Genomic DNA, 18,139 nt, shown 5'->3' with positions numbered 1-18,139 from the left:
TTTCAATTGTGTGTGAAATATTCTGTTGATAGCCAGACTAGATTCATACATGGAATAGATTGAAAGATACATTTGTATAACACTAACAGAATACCTTTAATTATAATTACAGGAAATTGAAAAAATGTTAATTTTTTATCCAGATAAATATTTTCTCAAGATTATCCAATAAAACAGGATTGATAATGGTAGTTCTTCAGAGAACTACTGATTTTCTGCCTAAAATGTGTCTTAACGTAACATGCGAATTTTTTTGATGTGGCGATCCCATCGCAATCAGGCTAAGGTTTTAAACTATCCCAAAAGAAAAAGCAATGATTAAATTTTAAACCTAGTCATTGCCTTATCCATTGCATCTTGATTTACACCTATATAACGTAACGTGACCTTCTCTGACGAGTGATTAAATATCTCCATGAGCAATGCTATGTTTTTCGTTTGCATGTACATGTGAGACCCGTATGTTTTTCTCAATGTATGTGTTCCTATTTCATCTAATCCAAACTCTGCCACTGCTCCGCTTAATATCTTATATGCCATACTACGACCAATTGGACGATTCCTACCTTGTCTACTTTGCAATAAATACTCATTATCTTCCCTTTCTTCGATAAACCATTTAAGCTCTCTTTTCATTGCTGCAGTAATTTGTATTCGTTTCTGTTTCCCAGTTTTCATTTCTCTCATAGATATATGACTACTTTTAACATCTCCTACCTTCAATTTCAAAATGTCCGAGATTCTCAGGCCTGTATTGATTTTCATAATAAAGAGGATGTAATTGCGTAAGCTCTTTTCCTTAAAATACTCTTTAAGCTGCTGTATTTGTTCTGGATCACGTATTAGCTGAACAAAATTCATTATTCATTACCTCTAGTTTCTTCAGTCTCATAAACTTCTAATCTAAGAGCAAAAGCAAGTTTATAAAATACTCTAGCCTTAACACGTCGATAAGTACGCTCACTCATGCCGATTTCGTTATATACCATATAATCACATACATCTTCATCTTCTAGATAACGCTTAATGATGATGTCTCTTTGCTCCCTTCCTGCACGCCCATTACCCAAACGACTAAGAAACTGGTCAATACGAAATGATGTTTGCTTAATCCATTCTTCTCTTTTACTTTGTTGAATATTAGCCATCGCTACATCTTCTAATGGCTTTCCTACATCATTTGTAGATCCGTGATATCTAATTTCATAAGAAGGAGTAACTTTCATTTCTTCACGCATCATTCCAAACTGTCTATATAAATGTACATTTTCGAGAGCACCTTCTAATTTTTTCTGCGTTGCTACTCTATCGATTTTTGGTAAGAAAAATAATTGTTTAGTCATGTAAGACCACTCCTGTTTATTTTTAAATTATTTTTGTCTTAATGCTCCGTGTCTTCGTTCATAACAAGGTCTATGTATTCCCATTAAATCACCAATTTCACGAGTACTTAATTTCTCTTTTTGTTTTTTCTTATTTTTCTTCTTTCCTTGCTTGGATTGCTTTTTCCACTCGCGTAATTGTTCTTTTAGTGCCCTCATATTTCCCCATCCCTCTTTTCAAAATAAAAAGAACACCTATTCCTAAAACAGCTTTAATTGCTGCTTTAATGAATTGGTGCCCTCTAGTTTTCTAGCCGGACTATATTCTGTTTGTTTTACTTTAAAAGGATTATTTTGTTAAAAAATTCATTCTAACTTATAAACACTATCTTTTTCTTATATTTCCCATTAAAATTTAATAGAAATATTCCGATAACAAAGGAGCAACCTATGAAACATAATATAAATCTATGGTCCTTTATTTTTTCATTCGTTTGTATTGCTTGTTTTCTTTTATATCTTGAAGTATGTACACCTGAAATAAATGCATCTTTTATAAACGCCGTTTATTTTCACCCTTTATTTTTCGTACTCATTTTTTCAATAGGAACTTTTTTTGCTGGTATTAAAGGATTCTCTAAAGTAGATAATTGGATATCAATGCTTAGAAGCATAGTAACAGTTCTACTAACAATGTTATTATCAGTGTTTTTAACACTAACTTTGATTGTGGGCTATGCATTAAGTTAATCGTAGTTCTTCACGAATAAAAACCAATATTCCGTCAATACTGTAGACACATGGTTATCTTTCTCCGATTTCCTTATATAAGCAGTTAGCTTTTGCTAGCTGCTCTTTATTTGTACAAGGTACTCAATTGACTGGCGCACATATAATATCCTGAGTTCCTTTCTTTATAAAATAGTCGTTATAAAATGAGACTCGTCACGAGAGCACTTTACTAAGTGCTCTTTTTATATTCCAACTTAATACAAAATGAAAGTTTGATTAAGCTTATTTTTACTACCGCATAACATGTTTAATTCTGCTTATAATATAGTTGTAACTTAAAGTTACATATCATTTACTTGTAGGGCCTAATCTTCTTTTGTACAACAAGCAGTTAGCTAATTAAGCTGGCTGCTTTGTTGTGCAAAATGAAGTTTTTATACGATTTTAAACACATTTAAAAATAAATTCATATGATATTATTCCTCTCTTTTACAAAATGGATTTTGGTCAGAAGAGCACTTTTACAAAGTGCTCTTTTCCCATGGAATTAAAGCTCTACAAAATAGAGTTTTTGTTCAAATTAACGATCATACAATTGGACGGATTTACTAGTATTTTTACCAAAAAATTCATGATATGGTTAATTAGTCGAGTACGTCATTACTTGGCACTTCCCCTTAGAAGCCCCGCGGACAATCGGGGTTTCTTTTATCAATATATATTTGTCAAAATAGTTAGTTGAGTGTTAAAATATCATAGATTCTCCTTAGGGAGTTTTCATGTAATTAAACAAGAGTTTACAAGTTCTCGAATCTTCGCCCCTTGGAGCGCCCTTCAAGGGGCTGAACTAATTAAAATAACGATTTTGTTCACTTTTTTGATACATTTATGAAACATTCACATGTTATCTTCAATATGTTCTATTCTTTTTGAAAAACCATGTGAGAATACCAAAACAAGAAGCCCTAAATCTAGGGCTTCTTGTTTTCAAATAAGGATTTTGTTAAAAACTACACATTTATTAAGAACATGCATAAAATATAATGTGGTATTCTTTTTCAATATTATTTTTTATCCGAGAGCGCCTTGAATGGCGCTCTTTAATTTCTAAATAACATTTTCAGATAATTACGAGAGCGGATTTTATTATGTCTTACAAGCACTACTTCACTTTATTAAATAGACTATATAGATATCTAAAAGAAGGGAGCTTTAAATTCATATGGCTGATTACTTTTATAAAGATGGTAAAAAATATTATAAAAATCAATCGCATTCCAACAATCAAAAAAACAACTGTTTTATTGAAACTCATACGATAGCTGGTTCTGCAGAAAATGCAAATGGGAATATACCTGTATCTGTTTTCCTTGAAACCACCGCTCCACAAACTGTATTTGAGGATTTTACAAACAATCATAATAAAACATTAATTCAGTTATTCGTTGTCGGTATGAGTGCACCCGTTCAAGTAACTATTCTAACAAGAAGATCTAACGTACCAATTACTACTACATTACAACCTGTTCAAACAAAAATATTTCAAGTTGAAGATTTTCAAAGTCTTACTCTTACAAAGCAAGAAGGTTCTACTAGTGTAGTTAGTTTATTTGTTCAAAAAACATTCTGTATATGCTGTAACGATAATAACGATTCATGTGATAAATATTACCACGAATGTAATTGATAGATTAAATCACCAGAAGAACCCTTTATATAAAGGGTTCTTCTCCTTTAACTCCCCCACATTTTCCGGTTTTTATTAAACTAACTATTTTGTTAAAAATCTTTCTTCATTCTTTTTAGATCAAGTAACATATCTTACTAGATAAGGATATATTCCACAAAATTTTGAAAGGAGGACTTTTTATTAACACTACTTTAATTTCTCATTTTTATAACGAAGAGTATCTGCTTCCGTGGTGGTTAATGCACCACACAAAATTATTTGATCATGGCATTCTTATTAATCGTGGGTCTACTGATCGTTCGGTTGAATTATGCAAATTATTTGCACCTCATTGGGAAATCCGTGAATCAAAGGTACTAGAGTTTGATGCCATTTTAGTTGATCAAGAAGTAATGAACATAGAAAAAGAAATTACGGGATGGAAAATGGTACTAAATACCACTGAATTTCTTTGCTGTGTTGATAAGGAAGCCTTTTTCTCATCTCTTGCCAATTTAGGGCAAAAGATGTATGCTATTAGAACTATTCTGATGGTGGATGACCCTGCTCACGGTTATACCAATCCCAGATACGGAATCCCCCTTGTCAAACAGCGTTATCATGGGAGAATAATCCCTCCTAATCCACCTGCTCCATACTATGGTGGTAGATTAATCCACCATTATTCGCATGGTAACTATTGGGCAGGGCGACATTGGTCACCTCATCCATTTATCGTTTACATGTATCCTGCTTTCATTTTAAAATTCTTTTACAGTCCCTGGAATACTGCTATGAAAAACCGAAAATTACAAATTGGGCCTACTCTTTCTAAACATAGCATCCAGCGTGACTTAGGTACTCATCATCTGGCAACACTAGATAAATTAGAAAAAAATTATATACACTTTACAACCTCAACTACTGATCTTCGGTTAAACCCGGAATATCAAGTTTTATTTCCAGATTTATGTTTTCCTAACTTACAGTAATGTCCTTAAAAAAACATTCATATATATTTATCAGATGCACTTTGAAATCCCAGAGTATCGAATACTTTTATGAGTCGACTGACCAACAATATTCGATTTATCTTTAAAAATTTATTAAAAATAACTTAGATACAAAAAAGCTACGTTTTATATAGGATAAAAATTTTTTTACGCAAAGGAGCTTGATTATTTGTGAATTTCCAAAATGATAACAACTCTAACATTCACAAACCTTGCACTTGTCCATCCCCCACGGCTAATAGCTTAAATGTTGTTCAAACTACCCCATCAATAGTTTCTGTAAATTCCGCGATTCCACTAGATACCGTGGCAAATTCTAATGGTACAGCAATCTCGTTCACACCACCAACAACTGTTTTACTTGAAGGTGGAAGAACCTATTTGGCAATCTATGAAGTACAAGTTATCATTCAACCAGGAGGTAATTTGGCAGGTATCACTATGTATCTTAATAATAATCCAATCATTGGATCTGGTACTTCTCTGGGATATACTGCAGGATTCACTTCTGTATCAGCACCCGCAATTTTCACTACACCTTCAGGTATAACAAGTACTCTTACTATTAATGTAGGACCATATTCTAATACATTAAATACATTGGGCTTGACTCTTGCTGTTGTAGCATTAACATAGTTAAATCTAATACTTTCTAAAATAAATTTCTTTGTCCTTTAACTGCGGTTTGGAGTTAACCTCTTAGAACTCACTATAACTACATATAGAAAAAGATTATTATCTAAAATCAATAGTATTGGGTGACTCGGCTGACACAATTGCTGAGTCACCCATTTTTTATAATAAATTAACGCTTTTGTTTAGTTCTAATTTTTATAGTTAGATTAGATAAATTTATTTCTTATTATCTCAAAATACAATCACACCCAATTCATATCATGCATCTACTGGATATAATCTGCTATTCTTAGAGAGGATGATATACATATGTCTAGAAAAGACAGATTCAATTCACCTAAAATAAAATCTGAAATTTCAATTTCTCCCGACCTAGTCGGGCCTACTTTCCCACCAATCCCATCATTTACTCTGCCTACTGGAATTACCGGACCTACTGGCAACACTGGGGCTACCGGCGACACTGGACCTACCGGACCCACATTTAACATTAATTTTCGTGCAGAAAAAAATGGTGCACAGTCTTTTACTCCTCCTGCAGATATTCAAGTATCGTATGGTAATATAATATTTAATAATGGTGGAGGGTATTCTTCAGTAACGAATACATTTACAGCCCCTATAAATGGTATCTATTTATTCAGTGCCAATATAGGATTTAATCCAACTTTAGGTACGACTTCTACTCTAAGAATAACTATAAGAAAAAATTTAGTATCCGTTGCTAGCCAAACAATAGATATACAATTTTCTGCAGCAGAAAGCGGAACTTTAACTGTAGGCAGTAGTAATTTTTTTTAGTAGCGCATTATTACCATAATGAAAATCTTAAAATATAATAGCTACAACAAATCTCATACATATAGGAGGACCTTAATGATTCTAGCTCAAGAAAAGAACATAAAATTAATTATGCATTTTCTTACCTTATTATCTTTTTTTATTCTTATTTTCTTTAGCATCACAATTTTTTATATACCGTTGATTTTTTATTTTGTATACAAATCACAAAACATTCAAAAAAAATATCCTTGAAGCTGTGTTTTATCAACTATTCATTTGGATAATTACAGTAATTTGGAATCTCTTCGCAATAAGAATCTTAATGCTATCCTTGTCTAATTTAGACTTGACTTCAAATAATACTTTGATTATTTTCGGCATAGCTCCTTTATATCTAATACTGTTCCTTTTGTTAATTTTCGGGTCTATAAAAGGGATTTTATATGCGCTACAAGAAAAAGAGTTTCATTATCCTATTATTTCTAAATGGATTAACAAATAAAATCACGTGTAGAAGAATTCAGAGTTTTACTGAATTCTTTTTTTATGGACCTTTCAAAGTCTTTTACATATTCCTCCGTTCCTTCTTTTAAATAAAATCCAAATTCTATACCAATTAATTGACTTATATTTAATTTTTTGGGATTTCATAATAATATTTACCTATAAAATCATTACCCTTATATAAGGAGCCATGAGCCTTTCCACTCATGGCTCTTTTTTATTACGATTTTCATTTCACATCTACACGATTTTGACTAGCTTCTCGACTAAATCCGTCTGGATATCTTGTTGCTAATTTAGATATATTCATTTGAGCAATATCTCCTAGGGTATATTCCCTTTCGTGAGACATGATTGAACTGTAGTACAAGATGTCCCCTATCTCTAAAGCGATTTTATGTGTATTTCCTTCTTCTTCTCCTGGACAATAAGCTGGATCAAATCCATGACCATGAAAAATTGCTTTTTTACAACATCAGCAACCTCACCAACTTCTCCCGTAAGCCCTAATGCTGCATTTAAAACAACTCTACCAAAATCGTTATTTGTATTCCATGTACATAATGTCGCTTCTTGATATTGATCTAATTCACAAATTTGATTGATATTCATTACAGCTTGTCATTCCATTGATTCACTAACTAATCTGGTTGTTTCATATACACCGTTTTCCATAGCGTTCATTTTATTTTCCCCTTCCTATTTAGCAAATTCCTAATCCTTTTTGAGGTAAGTTCGATGACTGGTATAAATCTTCAAATTCATTTATCTAATTTACATCTGTTAACTGAAATTCAATAAGATATTCTCGTTCTCCCAAATTTCGTTTTAATCTTTCTAAGTCTTCATTGCTTATTACAAATCGCTTTGAACTAACGATTGATGGATTCATTTGAACATCACGAACACATGCTGATATCGTAAATTCTTGTTCTATATTATTTTTTATAATCCATATTTCATCTCCAATATGCAGATTGTATTTTTGCATAAAATAAATCGGTACACCTATTTCCCCTTTACTAATCTGTATCACTTTATTATTTAAATCTAATAAAAAATTAAAATTAGCGTTTTGTTTCACGGAACTAATATCTATTACGCTATTATGTTCGCCTTATTTTTATTTTGTATAAAAATGTTATACCCGTTTACTTGTACTTGGATCATCTCTGCCGTTTGCTACTTTTTTACAAAAGGAGTTTTTTCTACAAATGAATCCATTGACTTTTGATTTATTTCTCCGGTATGAATCTGTACGACGTGCGGTGCGCTTGATACTTTAAACAATCGATCATAGATTTATAACGTTACTTGAAGCACTAGCCATTAAAAACTTGATAACTTGATAAACATAAATAAAATGATAATTATCATTTTATTTTTAGAGAAATCTCTTTTTAACATTCTCCTAATCATATGAAGCTAGTTCCCTTCATTTCTTAATATTTTCTTCGTCACTATAGCTATTAATATCATTATGAAACTAATAGCAAATATAGGTAAATAAATTTTCGTACTGAATCCTTCAAACATAAAACCATATACGACTTGCCCAATTGGTGCCATACATTGAGATACCGCTGTTATAATTGCCATCACTTTTCCTAGATTTTCATTTGGTGTTTTCTTTTGGACTACAGTAATCACATAGATGGATACAATTGTCATAATCATTGCGATTAGAAGAGAAGAAAGTATAAAGAGGATAAATGGTGGATAGGGTCCTAAATTAAGAATAAACGGTGTAACTGATAGTGCCACTGGCATTACTAATAAAGCTATGATAAGCATCCAATTATATAATGTTCTCATCTGTAACTTTTTAGCAAAGAAACCGATTGACAATGCCCATAATATGGTTGCAAAATCAATTAATCCCATTCCAATTCCATACATCGTATCGCTACTCTGCATAGTTACTCGTAACATAATAGGTCCTCCAACAACAAATAACGGTGTCAAAATTAAGTTTAGTAAAGCTGCAAGTAACATAGCTTTCAAAATAAAAGGTTGCTTTAAAACATAAAGAAAACCTTCTTTCATATCTTTTACAATTGTCGGTACGATATGGCCTTCCTGTATTCTTTTTATAAATGGTATTGTAATAAACATTTCTAAAATCGCAGATAAAAAGAAAGCAAGACAACTTGTTATTACGAGCATTTTCAAACCAATTATGCCGTATAATATTCCTCCTAGTACAGGTGCAACTATATTAGATAATGCTTGCACACCATTTACGATACCGTTTGCTTGTTCTAACTTTTTCTCTGGAACTAATTGCGGAATACTCGCCATTACAACTGGTGCGTACATTGCACTAATGACTGCTAGTAAAAACATAATTGTTCCAATCAATAAAATAGATACCGATTCAGTTAATAACAAAACTATAAAACTTAATACAATAGCAGCGTTTATAAAATCAAAAATGACCATTACATTACGGCGGTTGAAACGATCTGCTATTGCTCCGCCAAGAGGTGCTAGCAGAAACGGAATACTCGTTACCGCATATAACCCTGCGAATATATCTGCACGCCCTGTTATATCTAGCACATATAGTGAGAGAGCAAAACGTAATAGTGTTGAACCTAAAATAGTAATAATTTGACCACTTACCATTAAGTGAAAATCTTTCAAGGAAGATTGAATACTTGCTGGCATCCTCATCACATCCTTCATTTAGTCTAGACCGACTGCCGGTCTATAACACCCAAACAGAAAAAAGCTATTTCTGTTTCATTAAAACCTCGATCATATAATCAAAGGACCCTTCTTTTGCTCCAACAGATACTTCCATCATTTTAATATAAGCCTTAGCTCTTCTCATCATTTCTTCCGGTTTCCACTGAAATAAACCATCATCAAATATGACTTGTGCTGAAGAGAGTAATAATTCAATTGTTTCTTGTGGGTATGGAGTATAAAATATGCCTTCTTCTATTCCTTGCTCTAAAACTTCCGTTAATACAGGAGATAAATGTATAATGGATTGCACTAAACTTTTCTGATGCATTTCTGCATTATTTGGTTGATGGAATTGTTCAATCATTTTTTCTTTGACATCTCCTGATTTTGGTGATTGTTCCATTAAAATTTTAAATAACTTATCTAAAACGTGGATATCGGGATTGGAGACAATCCTTTTCGCCTTAGTGACATCCTCTTTAATAATCCTCATAATGATTTCATCCATTACTTCCTCCTTCGACTTAAAATAATGATAAAACGTCCCCTTTGCTATACCAATTTCTTTTAAAATATCATTCACGGTTGTTTTCGTATAACCTTTCGTAAGAAACAAACGCTCAGCTGTTTCTAAAATTTCCTTTCTACGCTCCTCATACTCCTTTACAATTCGCATTCAAGTTCTCCTTCCCACCAGACCGACTGTCGGTCTATTAAAATTATATGTTTAGTTTGCAAAAAGTTTCCTATTATCGTACATATACAACACCATACTTTCTATTTCCTTTATAAATTTTTATTTTTTAACGTCCGCTCAATTTGTTTAAAACGTATCTCATGTTTCTTATTGTCACCTTTCATTTTAGGAAAAGAACGATGCCTTCGTTCGATCTATGTACTTATCAATGGAGTATTTTGTTGAGTTCCAATATGTAATATTGCATATTTTGTACTTTTAATTTTTGCACATGCGATAATTTATTTATAAAAATCATAATTATTAATAAGGGTGATTTATATGAGCAAGTTCCGAAAGAAAATGATTAAATATTTGCAAACATTTTGGGGATGCTTAGCATTTGGTGTATTAATGTTTGCTATCTTCTTAATTACGGATTTAACAGATGCATCTTTAAATACATTAGGCTGGAGAGACTGGCTAGGTTCTGTAGCAGGCGCAACCATTTTATCTGTTGGAATATTTACTTTAAATAAATTGAATTTAAAATAAATATTCGGTCAATACTGTATGTAGGCTGTATGCCAACATTCATTTAAAGTAGTCTTCTCTGTATCTCCTTGTATTGAGCAGTTAGCTTTTGCTAGCTGCTCTTTTATTTTGTTCCGGTTCTTGCCTCTTAAAGAACTCTTTATCTACTTTTCCCCAATAAGTACACATATCTATTCCCCTTTGCTACAAAATGAAATTTTTATTTTGTTTTACGCGTCGCTTCTTCAATCAGCCAAGATACAATATTAAAATCATTAGCTTCACCCTTTAAAGATGTTCCGTTCCAAAAGCATTCTTTCATCACTTCAAGTAATTTTTCAACAGCTTCAATTCATCTCATATTCATTTTCCCTTTCTCCCAAATAACTATTTTGTTTTATTAATTAACTGATTAATAAAACAAACACCTTTATTAAACATTCCATGTTTCTTCACCCCTTGAATATTTTTCAAATAAAAATACATACTACTTTCAAGCTGCCGTGTCCATGGCTAATACCTCTTTCTTTTGATGTATATTTTTTAAGAAATCGAAAATAATACCAACAAGCTGTTTGAACTAGCAGCTTCACTCTTCTCGCAATGGGGATGCAAATTATCACAATTAGCTAACTCATTGAACTCACTGGCAGACAACCAAAATCGTTGTCTGCTTTTTGTATGAGATTTTTCGTTTTACATATACTACTTTTGAACCTGCAGACCAATACGAGCCATTTTGGTACTTGGGATTTCCCTTCCGGGGATAAGTATTTTTTACTTATCCCTTTTTTGTATAGACACGTATATTTAGGGTAAAACTAATTACAAGCAGATTTTCTGTTTATGCGTAGTTCTAAACAAGATTACTTTTTCTCCTATTAAAGGACGGCAGGTACGACTGCTAGTCCTTTTTTCTTATTTCGCATATTATCACTACATTACCTTCATCGTCGTCGTAAGCAATTTCCCCATAAGGATGGCAGTGGTGCTTCTCGAGTTCCTCATCGATAAAAACTAACAAATTAGTTTTCCAGTTTCCAACGATCGTACACCAATACGAGTTTAATCCTTCATAAACTTCTCTTGTTCTATTTCGATAATTGCGGAATGTATAATGAAAATACTCGCTCGCTTCAATACCTTTTCTTTTAACCAAAGTGTTCTGCTGAATGACAGTAATACCCTTGCTCTACTGGTTTTGAACTATAAAATTCCCTTTATAAATTTCAAATACGGTGAATGAAATTTTTTCTTGCCATCATCCTTGTTGTATTCAAACAAAAAAAGAGCCACAATATTTTGCGACTCTTTTACAATTATAACCATTTAACGACCACGTCTTTGCTGACCTTGCTTTGTACTACCTTTTTTATTACTTGGCTTATTAAATGATCGGTTATTTTCATTTCTAGAACTATTTCTCGAACTATTTCTTGAATCACTTCTTGAGCTATTTCTCGAATCACGTCTTGAATCACTTCTTGAACCTTCGCGGCTATCTCTTTGACGATTTTGACCTGATTTCTTCGGAGCCGGCTTTGGTACCGGTTTTCCATTTTCATCTACACGTTTTATCTTCGGTTGTTCGATTATTTCTCTTTGTATTGGTGCACCAAGCGTTTTTTCAATTTCTTCTAAATGTTTTTCATCTTTCGCTGCAACGAACGTAATTGCAAGACCTGATCCACCTGCACGTCCTGTTCGGCCAATGCGATGAATGTAACTTTCTACATCTTCAGGGATATCATAGTTAAATACGTGCGTTACACCATCTACATCAAGTCCACGAGCTGCTACATCCGTTGCGATTAAGTACTGAATTTTAGCTTCGCGGAAACTCTTCATAACTCTTTCACGTTTCGCTTGAGGTATATCACCATGAAGTTCAGCACAATTATAACCTAGTCCTTTTAAATTATCATAAAGCTTACTTGCTCTAACCTTTGTACGACAGAAAATAACAGCTAAAAATGGCTGATCACGATCCATAACAAAACGAAGTGCATCTGGCTTTGCACGGTCTGTCGTCTCAATGACACGCTGCTCAATTGTATCAACCGTTACTTCTTCACTTTGTACTTGAATCATTTGCGGTTCATCCATATAACGCTTCGCCAATTTTTTAATATCTTTTGGCATCGTTGCTGAGAATAACATCGTTTGTTTACTACCTGGTGTCTCATCTAAAATGTCTTCAATATCATATAAGAAACCAAAATAAAGCATTTGATCCGCTTCATCTAGTACAATCGTTGAAAGATTACTTAAATCAATTGTTTCACGTCGTATATGATCTAATAATCGTCCTGGTGTTGCAACAACAATATGTGTATTACCTTTTAATTTTCTCAATTGTTGTGCTACATCTTGCCCACCATAAATCGCTAGTACATTAATATCTTCTCTTTGAACAAGCATTTTTTTAATTTCAGTTGTAATTTGCAGGGCTAATTCCCTTGTTGGCGCAACGATTAAAGCCTGGACATCACTACACTCTGGATCAATTTTTTCTAAAATCGGTAACACGAATGCTAACGTTTTACCCGTTCCTGTTTTCGCCTGCCCAATAATATCTTTACCTGACAGAATAACTGGAATTGCCTTCTCTTGAATTGGTGTTGCTTCTGTAATTCCATTTTCACGTAATGTATGATTAAAAGTTTCACTAATTCCTAATTCTAAAAAGTTTTTCAAATAGACCACTTCTTTTCCTTATTTTTCACATTAGCTTTCATTGTACCATTTGTTTCGCCAAATATGAAAAATAAAAAAATTCTTATCTTCTTTTTTTATATTCATCCTGTACTAGATGAACAAATTCTTTTTGCTTTTTCTCAGATTTTATTAATGTTTCCATGTTAGTAGAAGACAAAATGAACTTCTTAAATTTTCTATTACTCCAAATTAAACTTGTATACTTCGGATCTTCATGTAGATTTCGAAACCACTCTAATTCACTTAATTTTGCGATATGGTGTTTCAATTTCATGTCATTTCGAGGATAAAATAAAATGATATCTGCTATTACATCAAATAACGAACCCATTTTCTCCCCCCCTATACCCTTGCTCAAATTATATATATTCTTCTTTACATATATATTTCAATTTTACCGAAATATAATGTTACTGATTTGGTTGAAATCGCAAAATATATGAACTAAAAAACCGATCTTTTCGATTTAGGAAAGACCGGTTTTCATTAATTTATACAGTAAGCTTTCCTCCATGATAGCAATAATACTGTGCTGCTTTAAAACTTTTAATCCTATTTAAAGACTGTTTCGCTTTTTCTATATCCAAACAAAAATTCGGATTAGCTATTACTAACTCACGATTCTCTTGAACAGCCGCATCTCCCGTAATTACACAGTCTAAATTCGGAAAATATAATGAAATATGCCCCGAAGTATGTCCTGGCGTTGCCACTACTTGACATTCATTATTCAAAATCATTTGACCATCATGTACTTTTTCATCGACGGAAATATGTTTTATATTTTTTAACTGTTGTATAAACCATTTGCCAAATTCTTTTTCTTCATTGGGCATACGTTCTAACATTTCTTCAGCTTGAACTAACCTCTCTGATTTTATATCACCATTAATATAGTTAGATTCAATTTCACTAGCAATAACATTAATATTTGGATATTTCACTTTAAAATCATATACAGCCCCTATATGATCGTCATCATAATGGGTAATAATTATATTCTTTAAGTTTTTCATCTCATATCCATGTTTTAATATTGCATTTTCAATTAAAGGTAAAAAACTTGGATATCCTGTATCAACTAACGTTAATTCATTATGTAATATAATTAAACTTGGATAAATACATTGTTTTTGCCCGTTAAATTCGAATTCAATTGGTAGTTCTATTATTTTCATTTTTCTTCCCCCATACCGCTTATAAAATGCATAATAATAACTAAATCATACACATACATTTTACTGTACATATCACAAATAATTTGAATCCAAATATCCATTTTGTTAGAATTCACGTTTAATGTGTAATTTCTATATAACAAAGAAAAAAGCACCCGTTATGGATACTTCCTTATCTTACCTGCTCAACTACATAAATCAAATTGGGTCTATCCGAAACCTGATATGTATAGTCTTCATTTTTATGCATATATGTTTCTATCCTATTTATCACTTTAAACATTCTGTCTGAATTCGCACTGAAACGAGATACTGAATCACATAAAACTATTGACCCTTTCTTATAAAAATTTATAATTTCATAAATATCTCGTTCTAAACAAACTTCTCCTACTTGCAAATCCTCTTTCGCTTCATAGTTATAAATTCCCATTCTCATTTTCCCCTCAAATTGTATTTTTTCTTACAACATCCCCTTGTTACATAAATAATACCACGATAAAATTCTAAAACTCAAACTCATCGGCTTCATTTGAGAAAATAAAAAAGCCATCACCGAAGCGACAACTTTTAAGAAAATGGGAGAAAAGAGAGGAAAAATGGTTCGAACCAAAGTAACACCTGAAATGCTAGATGAAGTGGCTAATCTTGCAATTAATACCAGAATTACATTAGAAGCCTATGAATCACCAGCGAGTAAAGAGGCTATTTAAGAATTACAAAAGTTCTCATCAATAAATGCACCCTTAGATTATTTAGAAGTAATTCAATATTGTACGAATGCAGAGATTAATGTAGAAAATGAACTTTAATACGTATTACCACCAAACGTTACCTGCGTAGTACCTTTACTTGGAACGAACACATACTATGTAACGGAACACTGTTCAAAATAATCCACATTATAATATTTTGAACAGGTATTCCCCTATTTTTATGGAAATATATAATTAAGAAAAACAATAAAATTGATTAATCTCTCTCTTCTTTGTCCATCCTTTTAAAAAATCTATGTTTTTGTAAAAGGAGTGTTTATATGGAGAAACAGACCCTTTGGAAAAAGTTCAAAAAAAGCTCTGTAAACCTCGGTAAATCCAGCGTATATGAAAGTATTATTTTATTCTACACAATGAAAAAGAAAGAATTACCTACTAAAGCGAAATTCATAATATTAGCCGCTTTATCTTATTACGTATTAGCAATCGATTTCATTCCAGATATAGCTGCTATTATTGGGATCGGCTTATTAGATGATGTTTTAGCAATCGCTGTAGCGCATAAATACGTGATGAGACACGCAGATGCTGAAATTCGAGAAAAGAGCAAAATAAAGATGGAGTCATTATTTACTTCAGCACAAGCATAATGAAACTATCTAGTCATTTTTTACCTACCTTTTTACTTTCAAATAAAGCTAACTGTAATTAATGATAGTTCCACCTCACTGAATATTACCCTTCACCATGAGAGCATAGCAGAATAAATTCCTAAACAAAAGCTTTTCTCTTAGCTCTCAAACCGTAAACAAATAGGGAATCAGCACTTGTTCCTAAGTTCTGACTCCCTTTTATTTATTCTTATATCTATCTGTTATACAGTTTCATGCGTTCCCTTATATAAAACTGCTATTGCCGCTACTATAAGAATCATACCCATAAAAGCAGGTGCGGCATGACCAAGTGATACATAGATTTGTCCTCCAAGAATAGGACCAATCATTCTTGCTAAAGCTTGAATAGATTGGCTTCCACCTTGAATCCTTCCTTGTTCACTAGAACTGACAGACTTTGAAAGCATCCCGTTGAATGAAGGTCCGAAAATTGAATCCCCAAAACCATACATCAGCATCCCAGCGATAAGTAGTGGATAGAGTGAAAACAAAGCTGATGCCGCAATAAAACTGTATCCTATAATCTCCGAAACCATCCCAAGAATTGCTATTTGTTTATCACTAAGCTTGATCAAAAGCTTTGGCATGATAAAACTTTGTGAAACAATGTCTTGAAAGCCCAAAATTGAAAACATAAGTCCGATTAATGCAGGTTTCCAACTGAAAGTATCCATTGTAAATTGCGTGAAAATTGCTTGTAAAGATCCGTTAGGTATCCAAAGTAAAAACGCTGAGACAAGTAACCACTTTAAATTTTTCATGGAAAGTATGTTTGCTAGCTGTACAAAAGGATTTAACCTTACAAAAGTAATCTCTTTCAACCTATTATTTTTTTCAAGGCTCTCAGGCATATATTTGATCCCATATACAACATTTATTAACGTTATGATTGCACCAAAATATATAGGTACAGTATCACCAAACTTGGCAAGTATTCCCCCAATGGTTGGGCCAATGATAGTTCCCGCACCTACAACTGCACTCACCCATCCAAAATATTTCGTTCTCTGTTCTTTTGGAATGATGTCTGCAAAATATGCGAAGATAGTACTTATGCTCCCACCTGTTATACCTTCTATTATGCGTCCAGCAAATAGTACCCATAAAGCTCCTCCTATTCCCAAAACTAAGTACCCAATTGCAGAACCAAATAAGCATATTAAAAGTAATGGACGACGGCCATACTTATCGCTTAAAGCTCCGAGTACTGGTGCAGTTAAAAACACGCAGGCCGCATATACGGAAGTTAGTAGTGTAACAACCAATGCTTGTTCTTCCGGATTACTTGTATATGGCTGTACTAAGAATGGGACTACAGGCATGATGATACTGAAACCTATACCACAAAGAAATACAGAAATAAGTCCGAATAGTAAAGCATGTTTATCTATGCTTTTTTCAGTTCCCCTTTCATTTTTCAATCTAAATATAGACATTTAACTTCTCTCCTAAAAAAAATGTTGCTTTGTCAACAAAATAATAACTCTATTTTGTTGATTAGTCAACAAAAACAAAATAATAAAAAAGCAGCCTATTCTCATTAGAGTAAGGCTGCCCGTAAAAGCCCGATTGGTGAGGGCTGATAATCAGTGGAGATGAAGACCCCCCACTGATTAAAGTTTCACTTTATTATTAAAATATGTTACGATTTAATATGTATACCTTGTTTCTTTATTTCTGCATCCAAATGTCTACTATACTTTTCCACAAAGCTAATTATACTGTTGAATTCTTCTTCAGTTACTTGTTCAAATACAGCTTTATCTCGCTCTTGAAACTCTTTGTGTAGATTTTCATGGATTTTATAAATTTCTTTCCCTTGTTCGGTAAGCCTAAAATAAATTTCTTTCTTATTTTCTGACTTTTGGTAGCTTTCAACAAGGCCTTTTTGTATGAGCTTCTTAGTCATTCTACTTATAGCACCGCGAGTCACATAAAAAGCCTCTGCGAGTTGTGTCACGTTAGAATCTGCATTGTTTTCAATATATTCAATGCAGTGGACTTCAGAAGACTTAAAACCTTTAAGACCCTCTTCCATCTTATCTTTATTAAGCCAAACCAGCTTATTATATAATTCCCTGAAACCGTTCATGACCTGTTCTTCTTTATTCATGCCCTGCCCTCCTCACCGCTCATTAGCACATTAAAACTATTATATTAAATTTCTGCTTACGTTTCGACAATATTGAAATAATTATTATAACATTAAAGATATGTGTAAAAATAGGCGCTTAAATAAAATAATTTTTAAACAGCAAATTTTGCAAGTTTATTTCTACTTACAGTAAAC

At 32.6% G+C, this 18,139-nt stretch carries 18 protein-coding genes and 3 pseudogenes; 8 read left to right on the top strand and 13 right to left on the bottom strand.

The genetic code is table 11. The annotated features are described in order from the left end of the window. Window positions 1–318 precede the first annotated feature (318 nt). The 3 genes from BC_RS12100 to BC_RS27665 are packed head-to-tail and all read right to left on the bottom strand — an operon-like array spanning window position 319 to window position 1,541. Window positions 319–861, bottom strand: coding sequence for a site-specific integrase (locus tag BC_RS12100; RefSeq protein WP_001012102.1), 543 nt, complete (start codon window positions 859–861; stop codon window positions 319–321). Then, window positions 861–1,343, bottom strand: a complete 483-nt coding sequence (locus BC_RS12095; protein WP_000166128.1) for an ArpU family phage packaging/lysis transcriptional regulator — start codon at window positions 1,341–1,343, stop codon at window positions 861–863. Before BC_RS12095 ends, BC_RS12100 begins: the two co-directional genes overlap by 1 nt. A 27-nt stretch (window positions 1,344–1,370) precedes the next feature. After that, window positions 1,371–1,541, bottom strand: a complete 171-nt coding sequence (locus BC_RS27665; protein WP_001202055.1) for a hypothetical protein — start codon at window positions 1,539–1,541, stop codon at window positions 1,371–1,373. A gap of 231 nt (window positions 1,542–1,772) precedes the next feature. Between BC_RS27665 and BC_RS28015 the strand changes: the two genes are divergently transcribed. The 6 genes and pseudogenes from BC_RS28015 to BC_RS28010 all read left to right on the top strand — a co-directional run bounded on the left by BC_RS28015 (window position 1,773) and on the right by BC_RS28010 (window position 6,657). Beyond that, window positions 1,773–2,072, top strand: coding sequence for a hypothetical protein (locus BC_RS28015; RefSeq protein WP_000682208.1), 300 nt, complete (start codon window positions 1,773–1,775; stop codon window positions 2,070–2,072). A gap of 1,204 nt (window positions 2,073–3,276) precedes the next feature. After that, window positions 3,277–3,741 (top strand): hypothetical protein, encoded by a 465-nt coding sequence (locus tag BC_RS12090; RefSeq protein ID WP_000796389.1) that lies wholly within the window; start codon window positions 3,277–3,279, stop codon window positions 3,739–3,741. A 242-nt stretch (window positions 3,742–3,983) separates the two neighbouring features. After that, entirely contained in the window at window positions 3,984–4,715 is a 732-nt protein-coding gene (locus tag BC_RS12085; RefSeq protein WP_000546544.1) for a hypothetical protein, read from the top strand. 192 nt (window positions 4,716–4,907) lie between these two features. Then, the gene (locus BC_RS12080; RefSeq protein WP_001010965.1) at window positions 4,908–5,372 is read left to right on the top strand and encodes a hypothetical protein; all 465 of its coding nucleotides are present in this window, start codon (window positions 4,908–4,910) and stop codon (window positions 5,370–5,372) included. A gap of 309 nt (window positions 5,373–5,681) precedes the next feature. Continuing rightward, window positions 5,682–6,173, top strand: a complete 492-nt coding sequence (locus BC_RS12075) for an exosporium leader peptide-containing protein (RefSeq protein WP_000087352.1) — start codon at window positions 5,682–5,684, stop codon at window positions 6,171–6,173. A 75-nt stretch (window positions 6,174–6,248) separates the two neighbouring features. Next, window positions 6,249–6,657 (top strand): annotated as a pseudogene (locus tag BC_RS28010) (DUF4870 domain-containing protein). Window positions 6,658–6,888: 231 nt separating this feature from the next. On the opposite strand, the pseudogene BC_RS12070 reads toward BC_RS28010, so the two are convergent. The 4 genes and pseudogenes from BC_RS12070 to BC_RS12055 all read right to left on the bottom strand — a co-directional run bounded on the left by BC_RS12070 (window position 6,889) and on the right by BC_RS12055 (window position 10,029). Beyond that, a pseudogene (locus BC_RS12070) lies at window positions 6,889–7,343 on the bottom strand (nucleoside triphosphate pyrophosphohydrolase family protein). Window positions 7,344–7,368: 25 nt separating this feature from the next. Continuing rightward, a pseudogene (locus BC_RS28005) lies at window positions 7,369–8,078 on the bottom strand (ABC transporter permease); the annotation flags it as partial. 6 nt (window positions 8,079–8,084) lie between these two features. Further along, window positions 8,085–9,329, bottom strand: coding sequence for an MFS transporter (locus BC_RS12060; RefSeq protein ID WP_001111722.1), 1,245 nt, complete (start codon window positions 9,327–9,329; stop codon window positions 8,085–8,087). Window positions 9,330–9,393: 64 nt separating this feature from the next. Beyond that, window positions 9,394–10,029, bottom strand: a complete 636-nt coding sequence (locus BC_RS12055) for a TetR/AcrR family transcriptional regulator (RefSeq protein WP_001223578.1) — start codon at window positions 10,027–10,029, stop codon at window positions 9,394–9,396. 342 nt (window positions 10,030–10,371) lie between these two features. Between BC_RS12055 and BC_RS12050 the strand changes: the two genes are divergently transcribed. Further along, a complete protein-coding gene (locus BC_RS12050; protein ID WP_000033157.1) occupies window positions 10,372–10,584 on the top strand; it encodes a hypothetical protein in 213 nt (70 codons plus the stop codon). A 1,308-nt stretch (window positions 10,585–11,892) separates the two neighbouring features. On the opposite strand, the gene BC_RS12045 is transcribed toward BC_RS12050, so the two are convergent. The 4 genes from BC_RS12045 to BC_RS12030 all read right to left on the bottom strand — a co-directional run bounded on the left by BC_RS12045 (window position 11,893) and on the right by BC_RS12030 (window position 14,892). Further along, entirely contained in the window at window positions 11,893–13,269 is a 1,377-nt protein-coding gene (locus tag BC_RS12045) for a DEAD/DEAH box helicase (protein WP_002195506.1), read from the bottom strand. A 73-nt stretch (window positions 13,270–13,342) separates the two neighbouring features. Next, the gene (locus tag BC_RS12040) at window positions 13,343–13,612 is read right to left on the bottom strand and encodes a hypothetical protein (RefSeq protein ID WP_000535035.1); all 270 of its coding nucleotides are present in this window, start codon (window positions 13,610–13,612) and stop codon (window positions 13,343–13,345) included. A 160-nt stretch (window positions 13,613–13,772) separates the two neighbouring features. After that, entirely contained in the window at window positions 13,773–14,459 is a 687-nt protein-coding gene (locus tag BC_RS12035; protein WP_000691158.1) for an MBL fold metallo-hydrolase, read from the bottom strand. 172 nt (window positions 14,460–14,631) lie between these two features. Continuing rightward, window positions 14,632–14,892, bottom strand: coding sequence for a hypothetical protein (locus BC_RS12030; protein ID WP_000513517.1), 261 nt, complete (start codon window positions 14,890–14,892; stop codon window positions 14,632–14,634). A 603-nt stretch (window positions 14,893–15,495) separates the two neighbouring features. Between BC_RS12030 and BC_RS12025 the strand changes: the two genes are divergently transcribed. Continuing rightward, window positions 15,496–15,825, top strand: coding sequence for a YkvA family protein (locus BC_RS12025; protein ID WP_000415082.1), 330 nt, complete (start codon window positions 15,496–15,498; stop codon window positions 15,823–15,825). A 224-nt stretch (window positions 15,826–16,049) separates the two neighbouring features. Here the strand turns inward: BC_RS12025 and BC_RS12020 are convergent, their stop codons facing one another. After that, a complete protein-coding gene (locus BC_RS12020; RefSeq protein ID WP_000021784.1) occupies window positions 16,050–17,285 on the bottom strand; it encodes an MFS transporter in 1,236 nt (411 codons plus the stop codon). A 206-nt stretch (window positions 17,286–17,491) separates the two neighbouring features. Then, the gene (locus BC_RS12015; protein WP_001030904.1) at window positions 17,492–17,962 is read right to left on the bottom strand and encodes a MarR family transcriptional regulator; all 471 of its coding nucleotides are present in this window, start codon (window positions 17,960–17,962) and stop codon (window positions 17,492–17,494) included. Between the last annotated feature and the right edge of the window lie 177 nt (window positions 17,963–18,139).

The sequence above is a fragment of the Bacillus cereus ATCC 14579 genome, from assembly GCF_000007825.1.
GTDB classification, from domain to species: Bacteria; Bacillota; Bacilli; order Bacillales; family Bacillaceae_G; genus Bacillus_A; species Bacillus_A cereus.
This window is presented reverse-complemented; position numbering and strand designations above follow the sequence as displayed.